Genomic DNA, 22725 nt, shown 5'->3' on the forward strand with positions numbered 1-22725 from the left:
CAAGAAGACTAGGCGGTCCGCGATCATGTCCAAGGGAGTCTGCTAATGAGTCTTCAGAAAATCAAACGAGCGAGCGTAAGCGCCGCTTGTGTTCTTCTTTGTGTGTCCGCGGCGGCACAGGCTCAGAAAGCGAGCAGCGCCGTCGCTGCGTCCGAACAAACAGCTAGCGCAGCCCCGGTCAGCGTCGTGCTGACGCCCAATTTCACCGGCGACGATCCGGCCGCCGTCAGGGATGCGCTGGCGCGCAAATTCACCGATAGCAAAACGCGCTCGTTCGCTCATCGAGTGGAAGACCTGATTGGCGAAGCTTTACCGAAGACGTTGCACGACGCCGCGTTGACAGACGCCAAGCTGAGCCGCGATCTCGCGTTCGTGGTGCCCGCACCGTATGGAATCCGCTATCGGTCGAAGGTCCACGTGATGACCGTGGATGTGGATCTGTCGGACAGCGATCACCCGGATACGATCGTCCTCAAGAAGACGATTACCGGACCACGCGGCCACAAGCTCGTGGTAGCGGCCGAAGCGAAATCCAAAGGCTATATCCAGACTGTCGACCTGATCGAGCTGGATCCCGTCAACAAGCACAACAAGACCACCGTGCATGGACGCTTCGTGCTTTCGCCAGCGGCATTTTCCGAGGAAGATGGCGATCTTGCGCTCGTATTGATTTGCCGCGTGGTGCCGCCTTACTTGACGGAGACACAGGACCATACCGACCCGAGCAACGAGGAACCGACAGACATCACCACGCGAACTGCAACGCTCCACGCGAACATCGGCGACATCTGGCTGATCAATCGCGAGAAGGGCATTGTGCTGGCGAAGGGACTGCACTTGGTGAAGTAAGCAGATCCCCGCAGAACCACACTTGTTTCGCTCAGCTCGATAGCAAGACTCCAAGCTGATGACGAAGCTGTTCAGTCGCTGGAGTCATCGGCGCGCGCAGTTCCTCGCGGATCATTCCCAGGACTTCGAGTGCACACTTCACGGGTGCCGGGTTAGGTTCGGAAACAAGCGCTTGTATCAAAGGCACCAGACGATGAAACCGCTCACGCCCCTCATCGATACGCCCATCCTTTATCGCTCTATAGACCGCAACGAAGTCGGCCGCGCGCACGTGCGCACTCGCTGCGATCGCGCCGTGGCCGCCAAGACATAGCGTGCTGAACATATTCAGGTCTTCGCCCGCCAGCACGGACAAGCGTCCATCGAGAATCAGCGCGAGTGTTGTTTCCAGCGATCCAGCACAGTCCTTGATTGCGTGAATGTTGGGATGACCGACAAGCATCAGCAGCGTCGCGATATCTAACTGCACGCCGGTCCTATAAGGAATGTCATAGACAACCAAAGGCGACGCGCTGATATCGGCGAGGGTCGTGAAATGGCTCAATAACCCTGCCTGCGAGGGCCGCACGTAATACGGCGCAGGGACGAGCAACCCGGCAAGCGGAAGCTCGTTCAAGCGCAGAACGCGTTCGCGAAGCTCCAGCGCGTTGTTGCCAGCCAGCCCGATCACCACCGGAAGATCCTTCGCGGCGTCGAGGATAGTCACGAGAACCTGTTCTTGCTCAGCGTGATCGAGCGACGACGGTTCGCCCGTTGTTCCCAGCGCAACGAACCCCGCGACCTTCGCTTCGATATAAGACCGGACGAGACCTCGCAGCGCGTCGTGATCGACACGTCCGTTTGCAAACGGCGTGACAAGCGGAATCCAGATACCAGAGAAAATCGACATTCCATACTCTCCTGTTTGACCGATAAAAACCGTCAGGGCATCGGAAAACAGAGATGGAAAATCGAGCGGCCGCATCCGTTTCGTCGCACCTGACGGAACAGCGCTCCGGTCAGATGAGCAACGGTTATTTGCGTTTGGAACCCGCGCTCGCAATGCACTTGATCACGCTCGCGTGATCAAGTGCATTGCGAGAAAACAAGTGATGCTTGTTCATTTGACGGGTAGATTCGTTACTCGAAAGCCGCCCGTTTTCCAGGCATGAATTGCCAGCCCAAGGTAGTTCCTGCAGCCGCCAGCAAAATCAGCGCTGCACCGATAATCTGCAGCCATCCTAAGCGTTGACCGAAGGCAACCCGATCAACAACGATTGCCACGACCGGATAGATAAACGACAACGCGCCTGTCATCGCAGTCGGCAATTTCTGAATTGCGCCATACAGCAGCACGTACATGACACCTGTGTTGATCACGCCAAGTACGACAAGATCCGCCCAATGATTCGGGGTCGCGGGCAGATGCTTGAAATCGACGAACGGCGCAAGCATGACAATGCCAAGCGTCACATGCAATAGCGCAATCAAATGGGGTGGTGTCCCCTTGAGCCGCTTGGTCACAATCGAACAAATAGCGTAGAGAAATGCAGCGCCAAGCGCATACGCGATACCTTCCAGATACTCGCCGGGCTTGGCCAACACCGCAGGCTCCACTCTAACGACCAGCACGAGACCCACGAATGCGACAGTGAGCCAGAAGATCGTGCGAAAGGTTATTCGTTCGCGAAACACCACCGCCCCGAGCAGTACGAGCATGAACGGCTGGGTGTTATAGACGGCGGTTGCCATCGAGATGGATGCTCGCGAATAGGCCGCAAACAGCAGGACCCAGTTGCCCACAATCGTTGCGCTGCCAAGCGTGACTAGTCCGAGCATGTGCCATGAAAACAGGCCCCGGCGCAACATTCCTTTGAACGCGCAGATCACAAACAGCGTCGCCGCGCCGAACACACAACGAATGAACACAACGTTTAGCGGCGATTGCTGAGACGACACGACGAGCCAACCGACCGTGCCGGATATCAGCATCGCTACACTCATTTCTACGCAACCAACGCGCGTCTCTCTGGAACCCATCGGTTCGCCTTTTTAAAGTGGTTTCGGCTCTATCAGTCTAGTGGCGTCGCGTGTGTAATTCCATGTGTAAAATGCGCGGACACCGACGTTTTTAACTTCAAATCGAAGGCTCATTTGAAGAATCGCCTTTCTTCCCCGCCGGCTCTGGTCTTGCTCGACCAGACCGACCGCGAATTGCTCGCCGTTCTGTCCGAGGACGGCCGCATTGCCATGAGCGAACTCGCGCGCCGGATCGGATTGTCGGCGCCCAGCACGGCCGAGCGCGTGCGGCAACTTGAAGCGCGTGGCGTGATCCAGGGGTTCGCGGTCCGACTCGACCCACGCGCCCTCGGATACACGCTTCAGGCCATCGTTCGGGTCAAGCCATTGCCCGGACAGTTGCATCTTGTGGAAGAAGCGATCCGCCGCATCCCCGAATTCGTTGAATGCGACAAGGTCACCGGCGACGACTGCTTTGTTTGCCGGCTATTTCTCAAGACAATCGAACAGCTCGACGAGATTCTTTCGAAGATCACGGAGCGGGCTGAGACGAGTACGGCAATCATCAAGTCGACGCCTGTCGAACGGCGCTTACCGCCCTTGGGTTGAGCGGCGCGCCGGGACATTCAAGCCTAGCGATGCAACCGCGTCCTGCAAACAATCCAGCAGCAATGAAGCAGCCGCCGTAAGCGGACTGTCGCGGCGCGTCACTACGCCGATGGGTATTGGCGGCGGCAGGTCGACTATGGGCAACACGGCGATACCTTCCCTCACCCACGGTTGGTCGAGCAAAGGCTCGGGCAACGACGCAACCGTGTCCGAGCCGCGCAGCAAACCGTGCGCAATGACAAAACTCGGACACTCGATAATTTTCTGCGGCACCATCAACCCACGCGCGGCGAAGAAATCGAGCAACCCGCGCGTCGAACTTTCAGGCGACGGATTCAACAGCCATTCCGCATCGACCAGTTCAGCAAACGACGTGCATTGCGCGAGCGGATGACCTTGCCGCGCGACGATCACCGAGCTGATTTTGTATAGCTCGATGTAATCGAACTCGGGCCCCAGGTTTTCCGGCACGACCACAGCCACGACGAAATCGAGCGACCCGTCACGCAAACGCGGCAATGCAACGCCCGGAAATCCTTCGATAAAACTCGCGCGCGCATGAGGCATCTTCGTTCGAAATGCCCGGAACGCTGTCGGCAAGACAGACCACGCGGCGGTCGGCGTGACGGCCGCCGCAACGCTGCCTGTCACAGCGCCTTTCATATGCTCGATGTCGTCTTCGGCACGGCGCATTTCGCTCACTACCATCTGTGCGCGAATCCTCAATTGCAAGCCAAACGCGGTCAATTGCACGCCGCGCGCGGTACGCAGCACGAGGGGCACGCCCAGGTCCTGTTCGAGCTCCTTCAACGCCTTCGTCAATGCCGCTTGCGAGAGATGCAGGCTACGCGCCGCCGCGCGGATGCTGCCCTGCTCGGCGACTGTCAGGAACGCGCGCAACTGATGGTATTTCATTGGGATTTCAAGGGTTTATACCGACAACTATAGGTAGTCACAAATTAAATTAACTGTCTTTTGGTTTTCTTTCTGACTTTATATGCTTGACCGGAAGCAGTCACGTCGAAATATCGAAATGTAATGAGGAGTTGTTCATGCTGTCAGTCGATCCCGTCATTCCCGGAATTGCCGCCATCGCGCCGGACCTTATTGCCGTGCGGCGCCAGATCCACGCGCATCCGGAACTCGCGTTCCAGGAGCGGGCAACCAGTGATCTCGTCGCGGGCCTGCTCACGCAATGGGGCTACGACGTCACGCGCGGCCTCGGCAAGACCGGCGTGGTGGGTGTGCTGAAGCTTGGCAGCGGCAGCCGGCGTATCGGCCTGCGCGCCGACATGGACGCGTTGCCCATCGAAGAGACGACAGGCCTCAGCTACGCGAGCGCCGTCCCGAAGACCATGCACGCCTGCGGTCACGACGGCCACACCGCGATGCTCCTGTGCGCCGCACGTTATCTCGCGGAAAGCCGGCAGTTTTCCGGCACGCTGACGCTGATCTTCCAGCCCGCGGAGGAGAGCTACGGCGGCGCGCGCGCCATGATCGAAGACGGTCTTTTCGAGCAGTTTCCCTGTGATGCGGTCTTCGGCCTGCACAACATGCCGGGCTACGAAACCGGCGGCATGAACTTCTGCACCGGACCCGCGATGGCTTCCGCCGACCGCGCCACGATCGTGCTGCGCGGGGTAGGCGGCCACGGCGCGTTGCCGCATCTGTCGCGCGATCCCATGCCCGCTGTCGCCGGCATCATCCTGGCGTTGCAGAGCATCGTGGCGCGCGAAGTCGATGCGCAGAAGTCAGCGGTGATCTCGGTCGGCAGCGTGAAGGCAGGCGAAGCTTTCAACGTGATTCCGCAAACCGCCGAGATGAAGCTCTCTATCCGCGCGCTCGATCCCTCGGTACGCACGCTCTTGCGGGAACGCATCACGGCGCTTGTTCACGCGCAGGCAGCGTCGTTCGGCGTGGAGGCGGATATCGACTATGAATGGGGTTATCCGGTACTGGTCAATCATCCTGACCCGACCGCTTTCGCAGCCGAGGTCGCGCAGAAGATGCTCGGCACGCAACGCGTGGATACACAAGCGCGCCCGCTCATGGGCAGCGAGGATTTCGCCTTCATGGCCGAGGTCGTGCCGGGTGCCTATGCGTGGATCGGCAACGGTGTCGAGGGCAAGGGGAGCTGCATGGTTCATAACCCCGGCTACGACTTCAACGACGACATTCTTGCCATCGGCGCGAGCTACTGGGTCCGCCTGACCGAAGCGCATCTAGTCGACTGAATCGCCGACCGAGCGATCTAGCCTTGTCCCCAACTGCAGTTTCGAGAAAAAACATGAGCATACCGACCGTATCAGGCCTCGACGTTCCTCCGGGCGCGGCGCTGGATCAGCGCAAGCAAAGCCGCGTGCGACTCGTCACCGCGGCAGCGGTCGGCAACGCGCTCGAGTTCTACGACTTCACCGTCTATGGTTTCTTCGCGCTGCTGATCGGCAAGCTTTTCTTTCCCGTGCAGGATCCAGTCGGGCAGTTGTTGCTCGCGGTCGCGAGCTTCGGCGTCGGCTTTTTCACGCGACCCGTGGGCGGGCTTGTGATCGGCATGTACGCCGATCGCGCCGGGCGCAAGAAGGCGATGGTGCTCACGCTCGGGCTGATGGCAGTCGGCACGGCAATGATCGCCGTAGCGCCGACCTACGGACAAGCCGGGATCGTAGGCCCCGTGATCCTGGTGATCGCGCGGCTCATTCAGGGATTTTCCGCGGGCGGCGAAGTCGGGGCATCGACCACCCTTTTGATCGAGCAAGCGCCGCCGAATCGGCGTGGTTTGTATGCGTCGTGGCAGTTCGCAAGCCAGGGTCTTGCCGCGCTCGCGGGCGCGTTGACCGGCGTTGCATTGACGGCCTCGCTTTCGACCGCGCAACTCGAAAGCTGGGGATGGCGCGTGCCGTTCCTGATCGGCACGCTGATCGTGCCGGTTGGCTGGTGGTTACGCAGGACGCTCGAAGAAGAGCCCGTGCACAAGCCGCAGCAAAAAGCGCCGAAGCTGCCTCTCCTCGATGTGCTCCGCGATCATCGGCGCGCCGTGCTGACCGGCCTGGGACTGACGATTGCCGGCACGTCGGCGCATTTCATCATCGTTTTCTATCTGTCGATCTACGCCGTCAAGACACTCGGCCTGCCTCCGGGAATAGCCATGCTGTCGGGCTGTGTATCGGGCGCGATTGTTTTTCTGGTCGTGCCGGTCGGCGGATACCTGAGCGACCGATTCGGGCGCAACATCCTCGCGCAAGTCTCGCGTGTCGTGCTGCTGCTCGCCATCTATCCGGCCTTCGTTGCATTGAACCGATGGCCTACGGTCACCACGCTGCTCACGGTCGTCACGCTCCTCTCATTGGTCCACGCGATCAATATTGGCGGCGTCGGCGCGATGCTCGGCGAGCTCTTTCCGCGCTCGGTGCGGGCGACCGGCGGTGCCGTGGTCTATAGCCTCGGGGTCGCGATTTTTGGCGGCTTCGCGCAATTCTTCGTGACCTCGCTGATCGTCGCGACCGGCAGTACGCTTGCGCCCGCGTGGTATGTGATCGGCGGCGGTTTGCTGGGACTGGTCGCCGTTGCGTTCATGGATGAAGGGTCGCAGAAGGCGCTGGATTGATTGGCCGGTATTCACCGGACGCAAGGCATTGAGCCAGCGTTTCCGGGCCCGCAGACATCATGGATGTCTAACCGGGCTCGAAACAAAACAGCGCTATCAATGCGGCGTCTCATTCAGGTCGTATTTCATGACCCGTCCGTGACGGCCTTCCAGATCGCGCTCGCTGCTGTACACATCGCCATCCGGCAAATGACGCTGCGCCAGGACCGCATCGAGCGCGGCGAGATCGGCGGTATCGAGCGTGACCTGCATCACGCGCAAGTGATCGGGCAAATGATCGCCGCGTCGTACGCCCACAATGATGGCCGCGACCTGTGGTTGCTGAAGCACCCAGCGCATCGCTATAGTCGGGATGGAAAGTGCATGACGCTCCGCGACTCCCTTCAGCGCGGATAAAAGCTGCTGAAACAAATCCCAGCCGCCGAAGTCGTCGATCATCAGTTTGTATTTGACGAGCGACCGGTTCTCCAGATCATCGGTCGGCTCGCTCTTGCCGAGCCAGCGTTCCGACAGGAATCCCCCCGCTACGGTGCCGTAACACAGCAACTGCATGCCCGCGCTCGCACAAAACGGCGAGAGTGCCGACGACGGCCGCTGATCCAGCAACGAATACTGAACCTGCATGCTGACGAGCGGCGTCCTGCCTTCCACAAGCTCGCGAGTGCGCGCGGTATCGAAATTGGTGCCGCCAAGATGCGCGATTTTTCCTGCCCGCTGCAACTCAGTGAGCCAGTGCGCCGTCTCGAGGTAACGCGGCACGTTGTAGTCCCACCAATGAAACTGCACGAGATCGAGACGTTCGACTCCCAGGCGAACCAGCGACCGGTCGACGGTCCCCTCGACCTGCTGTCGATCGAGCGTAGCCAGGGTCGCGAGATCGGGAACGTACTTGGTGTGAACGCGTAAATCGCGAAGACTGTCCTGGCCGTTGCGAGCAAGGTAATCGCGACGGAATTCGCCGATCAATTCTTCTACACCCGTGTAGATATCCGCGCAGTCGAATGTCGTGATACCGGCTTCGTAGTAGGCCGCCATGTCGGCGATCGCGGTGGCGCGATCGACCGAACCGTGACCACCCGCGAGCTGCCATCCGCCTTTGAGCAGACGCGAAATCGTATAGCCGGGGGCCAGCTCGATGCTGTACTGCGAACTCATTGCTGTTGCTCCGTGGAAGGAAGTTTGACGGCCGTGGTGTCGGCGTGGCTGAAGCGGCGCAGACCTGTCCGCACGATCCGGAAACGCGAGGGGCAGTTCGGATCGGGACAGGCGACTTCTGCGTCGGTGCTCATCCAGTCATTCGGATGCAGTCGCCGTTGCTTCGACGCAAGCAGCGGCAGCAGCGCCGCGAGCGAGTAGATGGAGAAACCCTGACCGGGCGGCAAATGCAGCATCTCGCCCTTCAACTCAAAGTAGTCACCCACCTTTGCGCCGCAATACAGCTTCGCCCCGTCCGGCGCGACGACCTCGACGCGCAGGTCGTATAACTCGAAAACGTCGTCCGCGGAATCAGTCGGGTGTTGCGTGGAAGGCATTGAACTCTCCTGGGAATAGCTGGCCAGCGGATATGCCGTATCGGCACTGAAAGCGATCTCGTGCAGTCACAACATACACTTCGATCGAGTGTACGTATCGTTATTTTGTACGTCAATACTGCACCGCGGAATTCGATCAACGAGAATATCCAGCCAATTTCCCGCAATTTCAGGAGAATTCTCGACGATTTATTTTTGACACGCTTGAATTTGTGTGCTGCCTGAGTGCACACTTATTCTCACAATGTGTGCAGTCAGAATTTACAGGAGGTGGCATGGACAGCAACTTTCAAGGTGAGCGAAGTCGCCCTCGTCATTGGCATCGATGGATGCTGGTCATTCCGTTCATCTGGCAGGCGCTATTGGCTCCGGCAGTGAACGACGTCCCGGTGAAACCCTTTGGCTTGCCGTTTCCCATGTTCTGGCAGATGGCGGGTATTGCCCTGGCGAGCATCGTCATCGGGCTTGTTTTCTTCATGGATCGCCGTGCAGGTGTAGAAGACGAGGAAGCGTCCTTCCTTGAGAAAACCTCTGCTTCTACGGGAGATGCGCAATGAAGATGGCAATCGTGTTGAGTATTCTGCTTGCGACGGTCGTAGGTGCAGTCGCTTACGGGCGACGCACTCGCAAGAGTGCAACCCTCGCCGAGTGGGCCGTCGGCGGACGCAGCCTGGGCACGCTGATCTTCTGGTTCATGAATGCCGGCGAGGTCTACACCACCTTCGCTGTGCTGGGTATTTCAGGCTATGCATGGGCGCTTGGCGCGCCCGCCTACCTCGCCTTCTGTTCCGTATCGATGAGTTACGCGGTCGGGTACTGGCTGATGCCCAAGATCTGGAAGGCCGGCCGGCTCGGAAAACTCGTCACACAAGCCGACTTCTTCGCAGCACGCTTTGACGCACCCTGGCTCGGCGTGATCACCGGCGTGATCGGGATCGCGTCGCTGATCGTGTATGTCCAGATCCAGTTGGTGAGCCTTGGGTTGATCGTGCAACTCACACTCGACGACGCCATCTCGAGCCGCGCGGCAACCATCGTCGCGGGGCTGCTCATGATTGCGTTCGTGTTCGTCGCGGGCATCCGCTCGGCCGCATTCGCGGCCGGCGTGAAGGATGTGCTAATGATCGTGGTGGTGGTATTGCTGAGCGCGACCGTGGCAAGCAAGGTCGGCGCAGGTTCGTTACTCGATATCTTCGGCATGGTCGAAGCGAAGCATCCGGGCATCGGCAAGTTTCCGGGACTCGACGCCAGCTCGCCCACCACTGCGATCTGGCTGATGACATCCGCGATCAACATCGCGCTCGGCAACTGGGTCTTTCCGCATCTGTTCCAGATGTCGTACTCGGCGCGAAGCGCCACATCCATTCGACGCAACGCCATCTGGCAACCGCTGTATTCGCTCGCGTATTTCTTCATCATCCTGCTGGGTTTCGCTGCGCTGCTCGCCAATACGCATCCGCCCGGCGACAACCTGAATGCCGCGTTGCTGCAGTTCGTGTCGGAGCGTTATCCGTCCTGGGTGATTGGCCTGGTGGCAGGAACCGGATTTCTGCTTGCACTCGCGCCGGGCGCCTTGCTGCTCGTCGCGGCGGGTTCGATCTTCACGCGAAATGTCGTGCGGCCGTTCGCTCCGCGTCTGAGCGAGGGTCAATCGCTGGCGTTGTCACGCGCCTCGCTGGTTTGTTTTGCCGGTGTGGCCGTCTATTTGTCGCTCGCTCAGAAGGGGTCGCTGGTCAAGATTCTCCTCGATGCGTACTCGGCCATCGGCATGCTCGCTCCCGCCGTCTTCCTCGGTTTCATCTGGAGACGCACGAGTGCGGCCGGCGTTCTGGCTGGCATGCTCGCGGGTTTCATCGCCTTGCTCGCACCGTTCTCCGCGCACTACTGGGGAACACATTGGCCGCAATGGGAACCCGGCTTGATCGCCATGGCGATCAACGCTGGCGTGACCATCCTGGTCAGCCTCGTCACGCCGGCACCCGCGCCGGCCGCCATTCGAATCGGTCTGCTGGACAGCGCCGCGCCGCCAACGACTTCTCGCACCGGCTACAAGCTCGGTGCATGAGACGCGGCCCCTGACGCGCGCTTAAACCATCCATCGCCCTATCCGCGTTTGCCCACGCCGCCATCGGAGCATGGCGAACGCGTCCTGCCTGACATCCTCGACACGCCTTCTGGAGATCGCCGTGAAAAAGAGCTGGTTCTGTATTGGCGCGTTAATCGCGTCGCCTCAAGCCGTATTCGCCCAAAGCAGCGTGACGCTTTATGGCCTCGTGACGGCAGGTGTTACTTACGTCAATAACACGGGCAAGGGGCCTGTGTACGAGTCCGAGACTTGCGCACCACCCGGATGTAATCGATGGGGATTGAAGGGCCGTGAGGATCTCGGTGGCGGTAATGCAGCGATCTTCACGCTGGAGAACGGCTTCAACATCCAGAATGGACGGCTGGGCCAAGGGGGCACTGAATTTGGCCGGCAGGCGTTCGTTGGATTGACGAATAACTACGGGACCATCACGCTTGGACGCCAGTACGATTCGCTGTCGGATACGGTCGGGATGTTTCCATCGAGTAATAATTTTGCGACCGGGTACGGTTCGCACTTCGGCGACCTGGACAACCTGAACCAGTCGATCCGCATCAACAACGTGATCAACTATGTGAGCCCGGTCTGGAACGGTCTTCAAGTCGACGGCATGTTCAGCCTCGGTGGTCAGGCAGGCGATTTCTCGACGAACCGCGTATGGGCGCTCGCCGGTTCGTACACCGCGGGGCCGTTCGCGTTCGCAGCCGGTTACCTCGATATCAACACGCCCGCGACGAACGCGAACGGAACGGGCGGTGTCTATGCGTCGAACGGCAACTACGTGGGTTCGCTAAGCAACTACGTTGCTCTACAGGATGCGAACGCCATGAAGGTTCTTAGCGCCGGCGCGTCCTATTCGATTGGGAATGCGAACGTAGGCGTGGTCTATTCGCATACCGTCCTGAAGAACAGCCAGTATTTTGTCGCCAATGGTTTCGCCAACGCCGGAACCGGCAGCGATTTCAAACTCGACAGCTATGAAGTGACGGCCACGTATCGCTTTACGCCTGCGCTGCTTGTGGGAGGCGCTTATATCTACAACGCGGGCAAGGCGGATTACGAGGGGCTGAAGCCGACCTTCCAGCAGATCAACCTGGGCGCCAACTATTCGCTTTCGAAGCGCACCAGTCTCTTCGCCGTGGCCGTGTTCCAGAAAGCGGGCGGAGACGGCATAGCACCCGTATTCAACTCGGCCGGCGCTAACGTGGGCCGGACAGCGATAGCGGAAATCGCCGGTGCCGGAGTTGACTCGAGCTCGGCGAAACAGGTGCTTGTGTCGGTGGGAATCACGCACACGTTTTGAAACGCCGCTGCCGAGAGTGGCTCACACTCCACCCGGTTTTGACGTTAGATTCGCCGCATTGAAAGCGGACCGCAACCAGCTCTCAAACGTCATCGCAGCTTGCGAGCTGGTGTTATAGCCTCTCGATCGAACCAGGTAATAAGACGTCACGTCAATGCTGAACCGTGCGTCGTCGAAAGGCGCGATAAGCCGTCCGTCTCTCAGTTCCTCCGCGGCCAGAACCTCGCTTTCAAGTACGACGCCAAGACCGTCGACTGCAGCCTCGATCGCCATGACCGACCGATCGAGCCAGAGTTCGTTGTCGGGCCGGACTTCCTCGTCGCAAACCCGCCTCAAGTACTCCGACCATGTCAGCCCGTTGGACGAATGAATCAGCGTGGTCCGCAAAAGATCCCGTGGATTCTTCAGCGCGAGTGTGGTGGCTAGCACAGGGCTGCACAACGGGCGCAGCCGCTCAACCAACAAGGGCTCGACATCGAGCTTCGAAGTATGCGGATGACCATAGGCGATCGCGATATCGAATCGAGTCGTCTCGAGGTCGTCATGATCGGACAGCGTGGATAGCCGGATCCTGATTTCCGGATTGGCGCGCAGGAATTCCGGAAGCCTGGGTTGCAGCCACTTGGCGGCGAAACTTGGACCCGATGCAACCACCAGATAGCCTCGCTGCGACTGTGGCGCGACCAGATTAGTGGCGTCGGCGATCACACCGAACGCGCGTTCAATCTCGCGGGCGTAGGTGCGCCCCGCAGCCGTGAGAACGGCTCGCCCCGGATGCCGTTGAAACAACGGCACACCCAAAAAATCCTCGAGTTGCTGGATGTGGTGACTGACCGCTGACGGCGTGACCGCGAGCTCTTCCGCGCCGAGCGCAAAGCTTCCCCTTCGTGACGCCGCTTCGAACGCAAGCAGCGCCTTGAGCGGGGGCAGGCGGGATTTCGTCGTGCTTCTAGTTGAGCTCATTTCACGAGGTGCTGAGTTATATGCGTTGGCGCCGGTATTTTCGCCTGCCTATGATCTTTTCTGACGGCGGTCAGCAAGAGCAAGTCGTATGCCAAATGTTGTACTTCGACGAGCATGGCGCCGACGGCGGTCGTCCGATGTGTCGGCCGATGTGATGCTACGCAACCCAGATTATCCCGCCAATGATGAGATATGGCCGGATAACGAGCCAACGGAGTGAACGATGAAAGAAGGACTTCTGCAAGCATCCCGCGACTTTTTGGTCAGATACGGCGGCGACGCCTTCCCGAACTTGTTCACGTCCGCCAAGGGCACTATCGTAAAGGACAGCAACGGACGTGAATACCTGGACTTCACTTCAGGGCAGATGTGCGCCACGATCGGGCACAACCATCCGGCGATTGTCGAAGCCGTTCACCGGGCAGGCGAAAAGGCCTTCCACATGTTCAGCGGCATGATTCCCGAGGTCGTGGCTGAACTCGGGCAGACGCTTGCACGCGACTGGTTGCCTGGCGATATCAAGAAGACGATCTTCATCAACACCGGGTCTGAAGCGACGGAGGTCGCGCTGCGCATGGCGAAGATGTACACCGACGGCTATGAAGTCCTGGCTCTGGGTGGTTCGTGGCATGGCATCACGGGCGGTGCGAGTACCGTGTCCTTCGCGAGCGACCGCAAGGGATACGGCGTTCCCGCACCCGGCGTGTTCCTGATTCCCGAGCCGAATTCGTATCGCCCATACATTCAGGGGGCAACGCCGGAAGAATCGGCACTGGCAAACCTGAACCTAGCACTGAAGATGTTCGACATGCAGTCGAGCGGCCGGGGCGCGGCGATCATTGTCGAGCCCGTTATCAGCGCGGGGGGTGTCCTGGTGCCTCCGCGTTCATTCATGCAAGCACTGCGCAAGGCGGCAGACGACCGCGGCATGCTGCTCATTTTCGATGAAGCGCAAACGGCATTTGGCCGTATAGGAACCCGGACCGGATCTGAATTTTTCGATGTCGTTCCCGACATCATGACTATGTCAAAAACGCTCGGTGGCGGCTTACCGCTCGCTGCGGTATCGACGACCGTAAAGATCGAAGAAGTCCTCCACCAGAAACACTTCACGTTTTACACAAGCCACGTTTCAGACCCGCTGACGGCCGAAGTTGGACTTGCGGTCTTGAAGGTGATCAAGGAAGAAAACCTCATTGCGCGCTCGAACGAAATGGGGGGCTACCTGCGTAGCCGCCTTGAAAAATTGCAGCGGCGCTATGAGGTGATCGGCGACATCCGGGGCGCGGGCCTTCTGCTTGGCGTCGAACTGGTGACCGACCGGGCATCGCGCAATCCGGCTCACGAACTCGGTGCAATGACGACCAGGAAATGCTTTGAAAACGGTCTGAGCATGAATATTCGCCGTCGGCCGGAACGCGGCTCCGTATGGCGCATTGCGCCTCCGCTTACGGTTTCAACGGACGAGATCGATCGTGCGGTGGACATCCTCGACAAGGCGTTGCGCGACAGTCTCGATGAGACAGCAATCGCGAAAGCTGCCTGAGCTTTGCGATCAGGATCGAACGGATTTCATTCAATACTGGGGAAACCATGAAGCACACTGCGGCGAGACATTGGCTAGTCATTGCGGCCGTTACCGGCTTTGGACTTACTGCGCCCGCGGTGCACGCGGAAAGTCCGACACTGGAAAAAATCCGTTCGTCCAACACGCTTACGCTTGGCTATCGCGAATCGTCGATTCCGTTTTCTTTTCTTGGTGCGGACCAAAAGCCGGTGGGTTTCTCGCTCGACCTTTGCGCCGCGATTGCGGAGAAGTTAAAGGCGGATCTGAAGATGCCGAGGCTAAATGTCGCCTATCTCGCGGTCAGTGCGGCAAACCGGATACCGCTCCTGCAAAACGGCACGATCGACATTGAATGTGGAAGCACCACCAACACAGCCGAACGCCAGCAGCAGGTCGGGTTTTCGGTCGCCACCTTCGCCGGCGCGCCGACCTGGCTGACGACCGCATCATCGGGTATTACAGACGAGAAAGGGCTTCAAGGTAAGACGGTCGTGATGACGCAGGGTTCGCTGAACCTGGGTCTCGCCATGAAGATCAATAGCGATCTAAAGCTCAATATGACGATTCTTCAATCCAAGGAGCAAGCCGAATCTCTTTTATTGCTGCGCACAGGACGCGCTTCGGCATGGTTTGAAGACAACATTCTGGAGGCAGGTCTCGTCGCCGGATCACCTGAACCCAAGACATTTCGATACCTGCCAAACGCAAGCGGGCAGGTCTATTACTACGGCTTGATGATTCCAAGGAACGACCCGGAATTCAAGTCTCTGGTGGATGGCGCCCTACGCGCTCAAATGGCATCCGGGGAATTTTCAAAGACTTACACCAAGTGGTTCACCCAGCCCATTCCGCCCCACGGACAGAACCTTGCGTTGCCCATGAACGAAGCGCTCAAGGCTCGCGTAGCGGCGCCCAGCGATTCTCTTACCCCGTAGCGCTGCAGCCCGCGTAAGCCGTGACCGGCTAAAGGCGGACCGTTTCAATGGGTCTTTGCCTCAAGACATTCACATCATCTGGCCGTCGACCTGTTACCCGATGTGGCCCCCGTCGCGGGCGCCCTTTCAGTGAGGGAAAAGCAATGCAAGTGCTCTTTGACCAGGCAGCCGACGGTGGCACCTACCTTGGCTGGTTGATGTCCGGCCTTTTCTGGACTTTGCTCCTGTGGTTTGTTTCCGGCGTGCTCGCGTTCGCCATAGGCATTGGCGTCGGTGCGGCTCGCACCGTCCGCCATCTTCCACTGCGAATTGCGGCGCGGCTTTATGTTCAGGTGTTCCGCAATGTCCCGCTCCTCGTGCAAGTGTTCCTTTGGTACTTCGTCCTTCCCGAAGTAATCCCAACCACATGGGGAAGTGCAATCAAACAGATCGCGCCGCCCTGGGCCAGTTTTTATCCCGCCGTAGCCGGACTTAGTTTGTACACGGCATCACGTATTGCGGAACAGGTTCGCGCCGGCGTCAATTCTCTCTCCGATGGCCAGAGAAAAGCAGCAGACGCGCTTGGCTTGACCGCCTTCCAGACTTACATCCTGATTCTATTGCCGCAGGCACTTCGCATAACCATTCCAACGCTGACCAGCGAAGCACTTGGCCTCCTCAAAAATACGTCCGTCGCGCTGACGATCGGCCTGCTTGAGATCACTGCCCGGGCGGCACAGATCAATGAGTTCACGTTCAGGACGTTCGACGCGTTTGCGAGTGCAACCGTTCTGTACTTGCTAATCGCGCTCGTGTTGCATCAAGTCGCGTTTCAGGTGGAGCGGATCCTTCGTATTCCTGGAATGAGCCCAAACAATACCCCCAGAATGTAGGTGACCTCATGTCCTTTGACTTCGCTGCTGTCGTCAACGCTACTCCGTACCTGCTGCAAGGACTGCTCTTTTCCGTCGAGCTCACGCTGGTGGCCATGATTGGCGGAATGCTGTTAGGGACGTTCATGGCAATCATCAGGCACATGGGCGTGCCGGTCGCTGCCGAGGCCGTTCGCGCATACGTCACCCTGATGCGTTCCATTCCCCTGATCCTTGTTCTTTTTTGGTTCTTCTTTCTAGTTCCACTGTTGCTTGGTCACCTGACGCCCACCGGCCACTCGATACCGCTCGGCCCAAGGTTCACCGCTTTTATTACCTTTACCCTTTTTGAATCTGCTTACTATGCGGAGATTGTGCGGGCCGGACTTAAGGCAATCGACAAAGGGCAATATGAAGGCGCAAAGGCTCTTGGTCTTTCCACCTCATCCATGTATTGGAGTGTTGTCGTTCCGCAGGTTTTGCGGGCAACCGCACCAATAATCGTGTCGCAGACAATCATCCTGTTTCAGGACACGGCACTGGTGTATGTGCTGTCTCTTACCGACTTCCTCGGCGCGGCGGCAAAGATCGCTCAGCGCGATTCGAAACTCGTGGAATTTTATTCGACGGTCGCGGTTGTCTATCTGCTCATTTGCTCGATAGGGTCTGAGCTCTCGGAACGCTTCCGGAAAAAACAAGGGCAGCGTTCATCCAACGGCAGGCTCGAACGCGCAAAACGCATGTTCGGCCTTGCCCGTCCTTAAATCATCGTTACCTTCAAGGTCTGACCATGGATGACGCATTTTCAACTCAAAACGAAATCCTTCAGATCGAAGGGCTTGAGCAAAGCTATGGAGCGATTTCTGTCCTGAAGGGCATCGATCTTCGCGTCAAGAAAGGAGAACGGATCGTCATATGCGGTCCATCGGGTTCGGGCAAGTCGACGTTGATCCGGTGTATCAATGGACTTGAGACATTCAAGTCCGGAACGATCCATGTAACCGACGTGCATAACGGTGAGCGCTTGAGACAGCTCAAGGATATTCGTCGCGAAGTAGGCATGGTCTTTCAGAGTTTCAATCTGTTTCCGCATTTATCGGTGGTTGAAAACTGCATGCTGGCACCCGTCAAAGTGCGCGGCGTGAAGAAGACCGAGGCACGAGAAAGAGCGCTTTATTTTCTGAATAAGGTCCAGGTCCTCGATCAAGTGAAAAAATATCCCGGGCAGTTATCGGGCGGACAACAACAACGGGTCGCGATAGCACGTGCGTTATGCATGCAGCCTTCCATCATGCTCTTCGATGAACCAACCTCGGCGCTCGATCCGGAAGTCGTGCAAGAGGTGCTGGCCACCATGGTTGGCCTTGCAAAAGAAGGAATGACGATGATTTGCGTCACACACGAAATGGGGTTCGCGCGAGAAGTCGCCGATCGCGTTATTTTGATAGACAGGGGGAAAATCGTTGAAGAAGCAGCGCCTGCACAATTTTTCGACACGCCCCGGCACGAACGCACGAGGGCATTTCTCGGCCGCGTGCTTCGCGGACATCCCGAAACGGCGCGAGGACTGGCGCATAGCTGAGCAGCGACCGTCGCGAGACCCGCAAGACCCCTCAGGGATTCGGCGGCGTAACCGACAAGATGATCTCAGTTTGTTTATCCGACTCATTCCGGTAACGATGGGCCAGCCGTCCGTCGAAGGAAACGCTCTCACCACTGACGACGGTGTAGTCGACACCGGCAATCTCCGCGATGAGTTCGCCCGCAACCACATAGACACACTCCGTTGAAGCGTGACCGCGTGGCTCCTCGGCGGATGTCTGGCCGGGATCGAGCACTGCCCGCAGCACTTCGAGTTGACCGTTGCCGGCGGTCAGCCGTTCATAGGTCACTTGCCCCATGGGGGCGATCAGTCTTGCGCGGTTGCCGGGCCGGCTGATCCACACAGACGGCGCCGCTGTTGCGGCAAAAAGCGACGCGACGGATTCGCCGAATACGCCGGCTAGTCGCCGCATGGTTTCCAGGCTGGGATCGGTGACGGATCGTTCGACCTGGCTCAATAACGTTGCGGATACGCCTGCCTGACTCGCCAGGTCGCGCAACGACAGGCCGTGGGCAGTGCGCAATTCCTTAAGTCTCTCGCCAATCACGATGTAGCCACCCGCTTTGTAAAGTCTCTATGAACAAAATAAGTATATGGAGGCCACCGCGGGTGGTCAAGCGAGCGCCAGGGCGGCCCGGCAAGGTCTGCCCGATACGCCACTACATTAGCCTACGCGGGTAAGCCGTCGTCTCGCGAGCGCGATGGCTTGGCATCACATGTGCAGTATTTCTTCACAACAGGCTCAGGCGAGCGCGCCACGTTCTGAAGAACCGCGTGAAGGGAAACATCACGCGGAACCGGCATGAAACAATGCCCGATAAAAGCCGCATATCACTTGAACCGGTAGTTCACGGCGGCGAGGAAATTCAATTCGGTCCGGCGTTCGGTGATCGGGCTATTCCCTGCATTGTGCTCAAGCCGGCCGGCCGTCAGCGAGACCGAACCCACCCATTTCTTCGAGAAATCGTAACTGACGTAGGTATTCAGATGGATGTCCCGGATGCCCGAACTGGTGCCATACACCGGCAAGCCGGACGCAGCGCTTTGACTGGCCGACACGCCAAACAGCGTACGGTTATAGACGGCATTAGCCCAGGTCACGCCCGGTCCAACAGACACCAGCAGCTTCGACGTCAACGGCATATTTGCCACCAGATCGCCACTCACAAGCAAACCCTGCCCCGTGCCCGCGATGTCCTGATAAGCCGCGACCGAACCTGTCAGCAGCGACACCGAATAGTCGGCAAACACCTTCAGCTTCGGACCGTAGTGCACATTACCCAGGCCGCGCAGGCGCGGATCGTCGGACTCGTTACGCGATTGAAAATCGAAGCTGATGGCCGTGCCGAAATGGTAAGCCGGTCCTTTCAGGAGATTGATGCCGAGCACGTCGAGACCTTGCGAGAAGATCCGGTCGTTGTAGGAGATATCGAGCGATGGCAGCGGCAAAACCTGGAACGAACGCGAACCAGGGTATTTCGGTGAAACCATCAGCGCAGGGCCGACCGAGATTTTCCATGGATCGGCGACGCTCGTATCGGGGGTGGCGCTTTGCTCGTCGGCGACGGCGTTCGTGACCCAGACACACGTGAAAGAGACTAGGGTGCAACGGCAAAAATCGGCAAACTTCACTGCGGGTTCCCTGGCATGTCGAGTCCTTAGGGCTCGTGTGGACTGAACGTCATCAACGGCTTGGCTTGGTCGCCCGCACCACTCGCCGCTTCGTTCAAGCGCAAGAATACGCCAATCTTCCGCGTGCCGATTTTCCGCCAGCCGTTAATCGCACCGCGCGACCTCGCGCCGCTCGGCATTGTGCATCGGAAAGTCTGCGAACGCACAGCTCATGAGGCCATGCAGCGCCGCGTTGCCAACGGGATCGCGATCCGCATGCGTCACGCTCACCTGGTAACCGACCGCCCCGCTCGTACGCTCGACAAACTGGATCGTCAGCGCGTGGACGTAGCGTTCGCGTCCAAACCAATCCTTCTGCGGCGCCACGTCGTCGCAGGCGCTCTCCGGCGCGCCCGTGCACGCGGCACGCACACGCACCGCTTGCGGGCGTGTTGCATAACCCAGCTTCACGAGATAGTCCGCGCGGTTCGGAGGCACCGGCCGAAAGCCCTTGGCGGCCAGCGCTTCATCGAGCCAACCGGCGGGCGCCGCGTTGGTCGCGACATCGCCCTGAGGCTCCATACTCAACGATTGCAGCGCATAGGTCTTGACGCTGCTCGTCGCGAAATCGCCTCCAAGTTTGTCGCGATATGCACTGATCCGCACCGGCGGCTCGCTGGCGCAACCGGTGAGAAGCGCGAGAAGAAAAACGGCACCTGCTATCGATCGTATGTTCACTTCGTTCCTCGGAAAACGTTTATTGCTTTTGTGCAGCGGGTTCGTCGTCGCTCGCTTCACGCGGCTCAACGGTCTGCGCGCGCAAGGTGATCGTCACGGTCGTCCCCCGGTCCGGCGCGCTTTTAATGGCGATCTCGCCTGCGTGGCGGCTGATCACGGTCTTGACGAACGCCATCCCGAGCCCGGTTCCGTCGCTCGGCGGCTGACCATCGAGATGAAAGCGCCGAAAGCGTTCGAACAGATGCGCCTGCTGCTCGAGCGCAATGCCGTAACCCATGTCCTGCACGACGCACACGATCGCCCCCGGCGTCTCGCTGACGATGCAGCCCACACGCGTGGCAGGCGGGCTGTATTTCACCGCGTTGCTCAGCAGGTTGATGAGCGCGCGTGTCATCAGGGACCGGTCGGCCAGGACCCAGAATGCTTCGCCTTCGCTTTCGCAACGCACCTCAATGTCCTTCGCGTGCGCGAGCGGCCAGATCTCGTCGCTGGCGTCGATCGCAAGTTCGTGCAGGTTCAGCAGTTCGAGGCTGTAATGCTGCGACTCGGCGCGCGCAAGTTGCACGAAGTCATCGGCTAGCGCGAGCGTGCGCCGTGCGTAACGTTCGACGCGCTCCATCAGGTCCATCGCGCGCGTGGAGTCGATGTGCGGCCGCTCGGTGTCGAGCAGCGCGAGAATCGACGCCTGCGGCGAGCGCATGTCGTGCGACAGCAGATGCAGCATGTCGTCGCGCTGGCGCTCGGAGGCATGCAGCGCGGTGATATCGACCCAGCTCGCAATCCACCCAAGCGATCCGCCCGCGCTCGTCGTGCAGGGCGCATAACGCAGCATATGGTCGCGCCCATGACGATCGCGCACTTCGATGCCGTGCATCATGACCTCGGCGTGACGCTCGACACGCGGATCGAGCATCGCCGGCCATGACATGCCGCTCGGCAGCGCGCCGCTGCTGTCCTCGTCGACCAGGCGCACGAAGTGGAAGTCGCTGAAGATCTGCACGATCGACATATCGTTGAAACGCACGGGGCCGAAATGCAGCCGCGCGGGATCGTTGACCATCAGGATGCGGCCGTCGCGGTCGCAAACCATGATCGGCTCCGGCAAACTGTTCAGGCTGTCCCAGATGAACTGCCGCATATTGCGCTGGCGCTGCACGGCCTGGCGCGTGAGTGCGATCAGGCGCTCGAGCAGATCGCCCGCCGCGCCCTGGGGTTTCTGCTCGGCCCCGGGCAGCAGGTTGGGCTCGGCGGCAAGCAGGCGCAGCTCCTGTCCGAGATAAGACATGGCGACCTCGAGACGCCGCCAGCTCCACAGCAGATAGATCAGCGCAAGACCGCCGAGCGCCGGCACCGGCGAGAGCCAGCGCGAGCGCAGGTACACCATGCAGGCGCTGGCAATCAGACTGGCGCAGGCCAGCGCAATGGTAAGTATCAGCGACTGGAACGGCGACATCACCAGCAGGCCCGCGAGCAGGATGCCTATCGGCATGAGGCTCGTCCAGCCGGCCGCCCTGTCGCTGACCGGTTCGATGGCGCGGCCGTCGAACAGCGCATCGAGGATGGTCGCGTAGATGTCCACGCCCGGCAGCTCGCCCACATCGCCTGAAATCGGCGTGGCAAAGCGGTCGCGCAGACCTGCCGCCGTTGCGCCGACCAGCACGATCTTGCCCGCGAAAAATTCAGGCGGAACCGAGCCTTGCATCGCGGCCGCGAACGACACCCGCGGATAATCCAGCGACGTGCGCGAAAACGGAATCATCATCCGGTGCGCACGTTTCAGCTCTCCTGCGCCCGCCGGACCTGACGCCGCGAACACCGCATCGGCCGCCGCCGGTTCGATGCCGGGCAGCGGCGCATCCGGGCCACGCATCGCTCGATAAACCGGCACCGTGATGCTCGGCCACCAGTTCTTGCCGCTGCCCTCAAACAGCGAGACGCTGCGCACGATGCCGTCCTGATTCACTTCCAGATCGATATGACCCACACCCGCCGCCGCCGCGCGCAACACTGGAACGGGTTCGACCGCCGCGGGCTCGTTCTGGTTGACGGGCAGGCGATCGACGAGAAGCGGCAGATAGGTCGGCACGTGCTTCATTGCCTGGGCGAAAGCGGCGTCGCCGGGAGAAGGCTCGGTGAACAGCACGTCGTAGGCCACGCTGGCCGGCTTCGCCTTCGCGAGTTGATCAAGCAGCGCCGCGTGAGTCTCGCGCGGCCACGGCCAGCGCCCGAGTTCCGCGATGCTCTCGTCGTCGACCGCAACGATCACAATGCCAGCCGACGGACGGCTCGCCGAGTGCGACAGCAACTGATCGTAGATCAGGAAACTTGCGCGTTCCGTCAACGGGCTCACGACGCCGCAAAGTACGGCGGCAACGCCCACCGCGCCGATCAGCATCCACTCGATGAAGAAGCGCTTGCCTATTGTCGGTCCCGGCCAGCGCAGGTCGCGAAAGGGGAAGCGCCATGGCATGGGTCG

At 59.6% G+C, this 22725-nt stretch carries 23 protein-coding genes; 13 read left to right on the plus strand and 10 right to left on the minus strand.

Going from position 1 to position 22725, the window contains the following annotated elements; all coding sequences use genetic code 11:
* Positions 1-45 precede the first annotated feature (45 nt).
* A complete protein-coding gene (locus M0D69_RS30870; protein ID WP_301785649.1) occupies positions 46-849 on the plus strand; it encodes a hypothetical protein in 804 nt (267 codons plus the stop codon).
* 31 nt (positions 850-880) lie between these two features.
* Here M0D69_RS30870 and dapA read toward each other — a convergent pair whose 3' ends face one another.
* Positions 881-1738: a 4-hydroxy-tetrahydrodipicolinate synthase gene (gene dapA, locus M0D69_RS30875; protein WP_301785650.1), complete on the minus strand. Its 858-nt coding sequence runs from the start codon at positions 1736-1738 to the stop codon at positions 881-883.
* Positions 1739-1791: 53 nt separating this feature from the next.
* On the opposite strand from dapA, the gene M0D69_RS30880 reads away from it, so the two are divergent.
* Entirely contained in the window at positions 1792-1914 is a 123-nt protein-coding gene (locus tag M0D69_RS30880) for a hypothetical protein (protein WP_301785651.1), read from the plus strand.
* Between the two features lie 54 nt (positions 1915-1968).
* On the opposite strand, the gene M0D69_RS30885 is transcribed toward M0D69_RS30880, so the two are convergent.
* On the minus strand, positions 1969-2868 hold the full coding sequence (locus tag M0D69_RS30885) for a DMT family transporter (RefSeq protein ID WP_301785652.1): 900 nt from the start codon (positions 2866-2868) through the stop codon (positions 1969-1971).
* A gap of 114 nt (positions 2869-2982) precedes the next feature.
* Here M0D69_RS30885 and M0D69_RS30890 point away from each other — a divergent pair, with 114 nt between their 5' ends.
* A complete protein-coding gene (locus M0D69_RS30890; protein ID WP_301785653.1) occupies positions 2983-3456 on the plus strand; it encodes an Lrp/AsnC family transcriptional regulator in 474 nt (157 codons plus the stop codon).
* Here M0D69_RS30890 and M0D69_RS30895 read toward each other — a convergent pair.
* Positions 3439-4371: a LysR substrate-binding domain-containing protein gene (locus tag M0D69_RS30895; protein ID WP_301785654.1), complete on the minus strand. Its 933-nt coding sequence runs from the start codon at positions 4369-4371 to the stop codon at positions 3439-3441. The genes M0D69_RS30890 and M0D69_RS30895 overlap by 18 nt on opposite strands.
* 137 nt (positions 4372-4508) lie before the next feature.
* Here M0D69_RS30895 and M0D69_RS30900 point away from each other — a divergent pair, with 137 nt between their 5' ends.
* Positions 4509-5690 (plus strand): M20 aminoacylase family protein, encoded by a 1182-nt coding sequence (locus M0D69_RS30900; protein ID WP_301785655.1) that lies wholly within the window; start codon positions 4509-4511, stop codon positions 5688-5690.
* Positions 5691-5743: 53 nt separating this feature from the next.
* Positions 5744-7060: an MFS transporter gene (locus M0D69_RS30905; protein ID WP_301785656.1), complete on the plus strand. Its 1317-nt coding sequence runs from the start codon at positions 5744-5746 to the stop codon at positions 7058-7060.
* Between the two features lie 96 nt (positions 7061-7156).
* Here the strand turns inward: M0D69_RS30905 and M0D69_RS30910 are convergent, their stop codons facing one another.
* On the minus strand, positions 7157-8215 hold the full coding sequence (locus M0D69_RS30910) for an aldo/keto reductase (protein WP_301785657.1): 1059 nt from the start codon (positions 8213-8215) through the stop codon (positions 7157-7159).
* Entirely contained in the window at positions 8212-8592 is a 381-nt protein-coding gene (locus tag M0D69_RS30915) for a TIGR04076 family protein (protein WP_277044705.1), read from the minus strand. The genes M0D69_RS30910 and M0D69_RS30915 overlap by 4 nt, the downstream gene beginning before the upstream one ends.
* Before the next feature lie 275 nt (positions 8593-8867).
* On the opposite strand from M0D69_RS30915, the gene M0D69_RS30920 reads away from it, so the two are divergent.
* From M0D69_RS30920 to M0D69_RS30930, 3 genes are all read left to right on the plus strand, one after another.
* Positions 8868-9149: a DUF3311 domain-containing protein gene (locus M0D69_RS30920; protein ID WP_301785658.1), complete on the plus strand. Its 282-nt coding sequence runs from the start codon at positions 8868-8870 to the stop codon at positions 9147-9149.
* Positions 9146-10657, plus strand: a complete 1512-nt coding sequence (locus tag M0D69_RS30925; RefSeq protein WP_301785659.1) for a sodium:solute symporter — start codon at positions 9146-9148, stop codon at positions 10655-10657. Before M0D69_RS30920 ends, M0D69_RS30925 begins: the two co-directional genes overlap by 4 nt.
* Positions 10658-10778: 121 nt before the next feature.
* Positions 10779-11981: a porin gene (locus M0D69_RS30930; RefSeq protein WP_301785660.1), complete on the plus strand. Its 1203-nt coding sequence runs from the start codon at positions 10779-10781 to the stop codon at positions 11979-11981.
* 21 nt (positions 11982-12002) lie between these two features.
* Here the strand turns inward: M0D69_RS30930 and M0D69_RS30935 are convergent, their stop codons facing one another.
* Entirely contained in the window at positions 12003-12944 is a 942-nt protein-coding gene (locus M0D69_RS30935) for a LysR substrate-binding domain-containing protein (RefSeq protein WP_301785661.1), read from the minus strand.
* A 223-nt stretch (positions 12945-13167) separates the two neighbouring features.
* Between M0D69_RS30935 and M0D69_RS30940 the strand changes: the two genes are divergently transcribed.
* From M0D69_RS30940 to M0D69_RS30960, 5 genes are read left to right on the plus strand one after another with little or no spacing between them, the layout of a single operon-like run.
* Positions 13168-14490 carry an aspartate aminotransferase family protein gene (locus M0D69_RS30940; protein WP_301785662.1) on the plus strand — a complete coding sequence of 441 codons (1323 nt, stop codon included), beginning with the start codon at positions 13168-13170 and terminating at the stop codon, positions 14488-14490.
* A 47-nt stretch (positions 14491-14537) separates the two neighbouring features.
* Positions 14538-15446: an amino acid ABC transporter substrate-binding protein gene (locus M0D69_RS30945; RefSeq protein ID WP_301785663.1), complete on the plus strand. Its 909-nt coding sequence runs from the start codon at positions 14538-14540 to the stop codon at positions 15444-15446.
* A 47-nt stretch (positions 15447-15493) separates the two neighbouring features.
* Complete coding sequence (locus tag M0D69_RS30950) at positions 15494-16318, plus strand: amino acid ABC transporter permease (protein WP_301785664.1); 825 nt, start codon at positions 15494-15496, stop codon at positions 16316-16318.
* An 8-nt stretch (positions 16319-16326) separates the two neighbouring features.
* The gene (locus M0D69_RS30955) at positions 16327-17061 is read left to right on the plus strand and encodes an amino acid ABC transporter permease (protein ID WP_301785665.1); all 735 of its coding nucleotides are present in this window, start codon (positions 16327-16329) and stop codon (positions 17059-17061) included.
* Between the two features lie 26 nt (positions 17062-17087).
* Positions 17088-17879, plus strand: coding sequence for an amino acid ABC transporter ATP-binding protein (locus M0D69_RS30960; protein ID WP_301785666.1), 792 nt, complete (start codon positions 17088-17090; stop codon positions 17877-17879).
* A 31-nt stretch (positions 17880-17910) separates the two neighbouring features.
* Here the strand turns inward: M0D69_RS30960 and M0D69_RS30965 are convergent, their stop codons facing one another.
* From M0D69_RS30965 to M0D69_RS30980, 4 genes are all read right to left on the minus strand, one after another.
* The gene (locus M0D69_RS30965) at positions 17911-18447 is read right to left on the minus strand and encodes a cupin domain-containing protein (protein ID WP_301785667.1); all 537 of its coding nucleotides are present in this window, start codon (positions 18445-18447) and stop codon (positions 17911-17913) included.
* A gap of 284 nt (positions 18448-18731) precedes the next feature.
* Positions 18732-19532: a MipA/OmpV family protein gene (locus tag M0D69_RS30970; RefSeq protein WP_301785668.1), complete on the minus strand. Its 801-nt coding sequence runs from the start codon at positions 19530-19532 to the stop codon at positions 18732-18734.
* A gap of 144 nt (positions 19533-19676) precedes the next feature.
* The gene (locus M0D69_RS30975) at positions 19677-20249 is read right to left on the minus strand and encodes a DUF4136 domain-containing protein (RefSeq protein ID WP_301785669.1); all 573 of its coding nucleotides are present in this window, start codon (positions 20247-20249) and stop codon (positions 19677-19679) included.
* A 19-nt stretch (positions 20250-20268) separates the two neighbouring features.
* Positions 20269-22719, minus strand: coding sequence for a CHASE2 domain-containing protein (locus tag M0D69_RS30980; RefSeq protein WP_301785670.1), 2451 nt, complete (start codon positions 22717-22719; stop codon positions 20269-20271).
* Between the last annotated feature and the right edge of the window lie 6 nt (positions 22720-22725).

This window comes from Caballeronia sp. SEWSISQ10-4 2, from assembly GCF_030464885.1.
Lineage (GTDB): Bacteria > Pseudomonadota > Gammaproteobacteria > Burkholderiales > Burkholderiaceae > Caballeronia.

Bases quoted from the DNA above. Each gene is read 5' to 3' on its own strand.
- M0D69_RS30870 (WP_301785649.1), top strand. From the start codon at position 46: ATGAGTCTTCAGAAAATCAAACGAGCGAGCGTAAGCGCCGCTTGTGTT.
- dapA (WP_301785650.1), bottom strand. From the start codon at position 1,738: ATGTCGATTTTCTCTGGTATCTGGATTCCGCTTGTCACGCCGTTTGCA.
- M0D69_RS30880 (WP_301785651.1), top strand. From the start codon at position 1,792: ATGGAAAATCGAGCGGCCGCATCCGTTTCGTCGCACCTGACGGAACAG.
- M0D69_RS30885 (WP_301785652.1), bottom strand. From the start codon at position 2,868: ATGGGTTCCAGAGAGACGCGCGTTGGTTGCGTAGAAATGAGTGTAGCG.
- M0D69_RS30895 (WP_301785654.1), bottom strand. From the start codon at position 4,371: ATGAAATACCATCAGTTGCGCGCGTTCCTGACAGTCGCCGAGCAGGGC.
- M0D69_RS30900 (WP_301785655.1), top strand. From the start codon at position 4,509: ATGCTGTCAGTCGATCCCGTCATTCCCGGAATTGCCGCCATCGCGCCG.
- M0D69_RS30905 (WP_301785656.1), top strand. From the start codon at position 5,744: ATGAGCATACCGACCGTATCAGGCCTCGACGTTCCTCCGGGCGCGGCG.
- M0D69_RS30910 (WP_301785657.1), bottom strand. From the start codon at position 8,215: ATGAGTTCGCAGTACAGCATCGAGCTGGCCCCCGGCTATACGATTTCG.
- M0D69_RS30915 (WP_277044705.1), bottom strand. From the start codon at position 8,592: ATGCCTTCCACGCAACACCCGACTGATTCCGCGGACGACGTTTTCGAG.
- M0D69_RS30920 (WP_301785658.1), top strand. From the start codon at position 8,868: ATGGACAGCAACTTTCAAGGTGAGCGAAGTCGCCCTCGTCATTGGCAT.
- M0D69_RS30925 (WP_301785659.1), top strand. From the start codon at position 9,146: ATGAAGATGGCAATCGTGTTGAGTATTCTGCTTGCGACGGTCGTAGGT.
- M0D69_RS30935 (WP_301785661.1), bottom strand. From the start codon at position 12,944: ATGAGCTCAACTAGAAGCACGACGAAATCCCGCCTGCCCCCGCTCAAG.
- M0D69_RS30940 (WP_301785662.1), top strand. From the start codon at position 13,168: ATGAAAGAAGGACTTCTGCAAGCATCCCGCGACTTTTTGGTCAGATAC.
- M0D69_RS30945 (WP_301785663.1), top strand. From the start codon at position 14,538: ATGAAGCACACTGCGGCGAGACATTGGCTAGTCATTGCGGCCGTTACC.
- M0D69_RS30950 (WP_301785664.1), top strand. From the start codon at position 15,494: ATGGGTCTTTGCCTCAAGACATTCACATCATCTGGCCGTCGACCTGTT.
- M0D69_RS30955 (WP_301785665.1), top strand. From the start codon at position 16,327: ATGTCCTTTGACTTCGCTGCTGTCGTCAACGCTACTCCGTACCTGCTG.
- M0D69_RS30960 (WP_301785666.1), top strand. From the start codon at position 17,088: ATGGATGACGCATTTTCAACTCAAAACGAAATCCTTCAGATCGAAGGG.
- M0D69_RS30980 (WP_301785670.1), bottom strand. From the start codon at position 22,719: ATGCCATGGCGCTTCCCCTTTCGCGACCTGCGCTGGCCGGGACCGACA.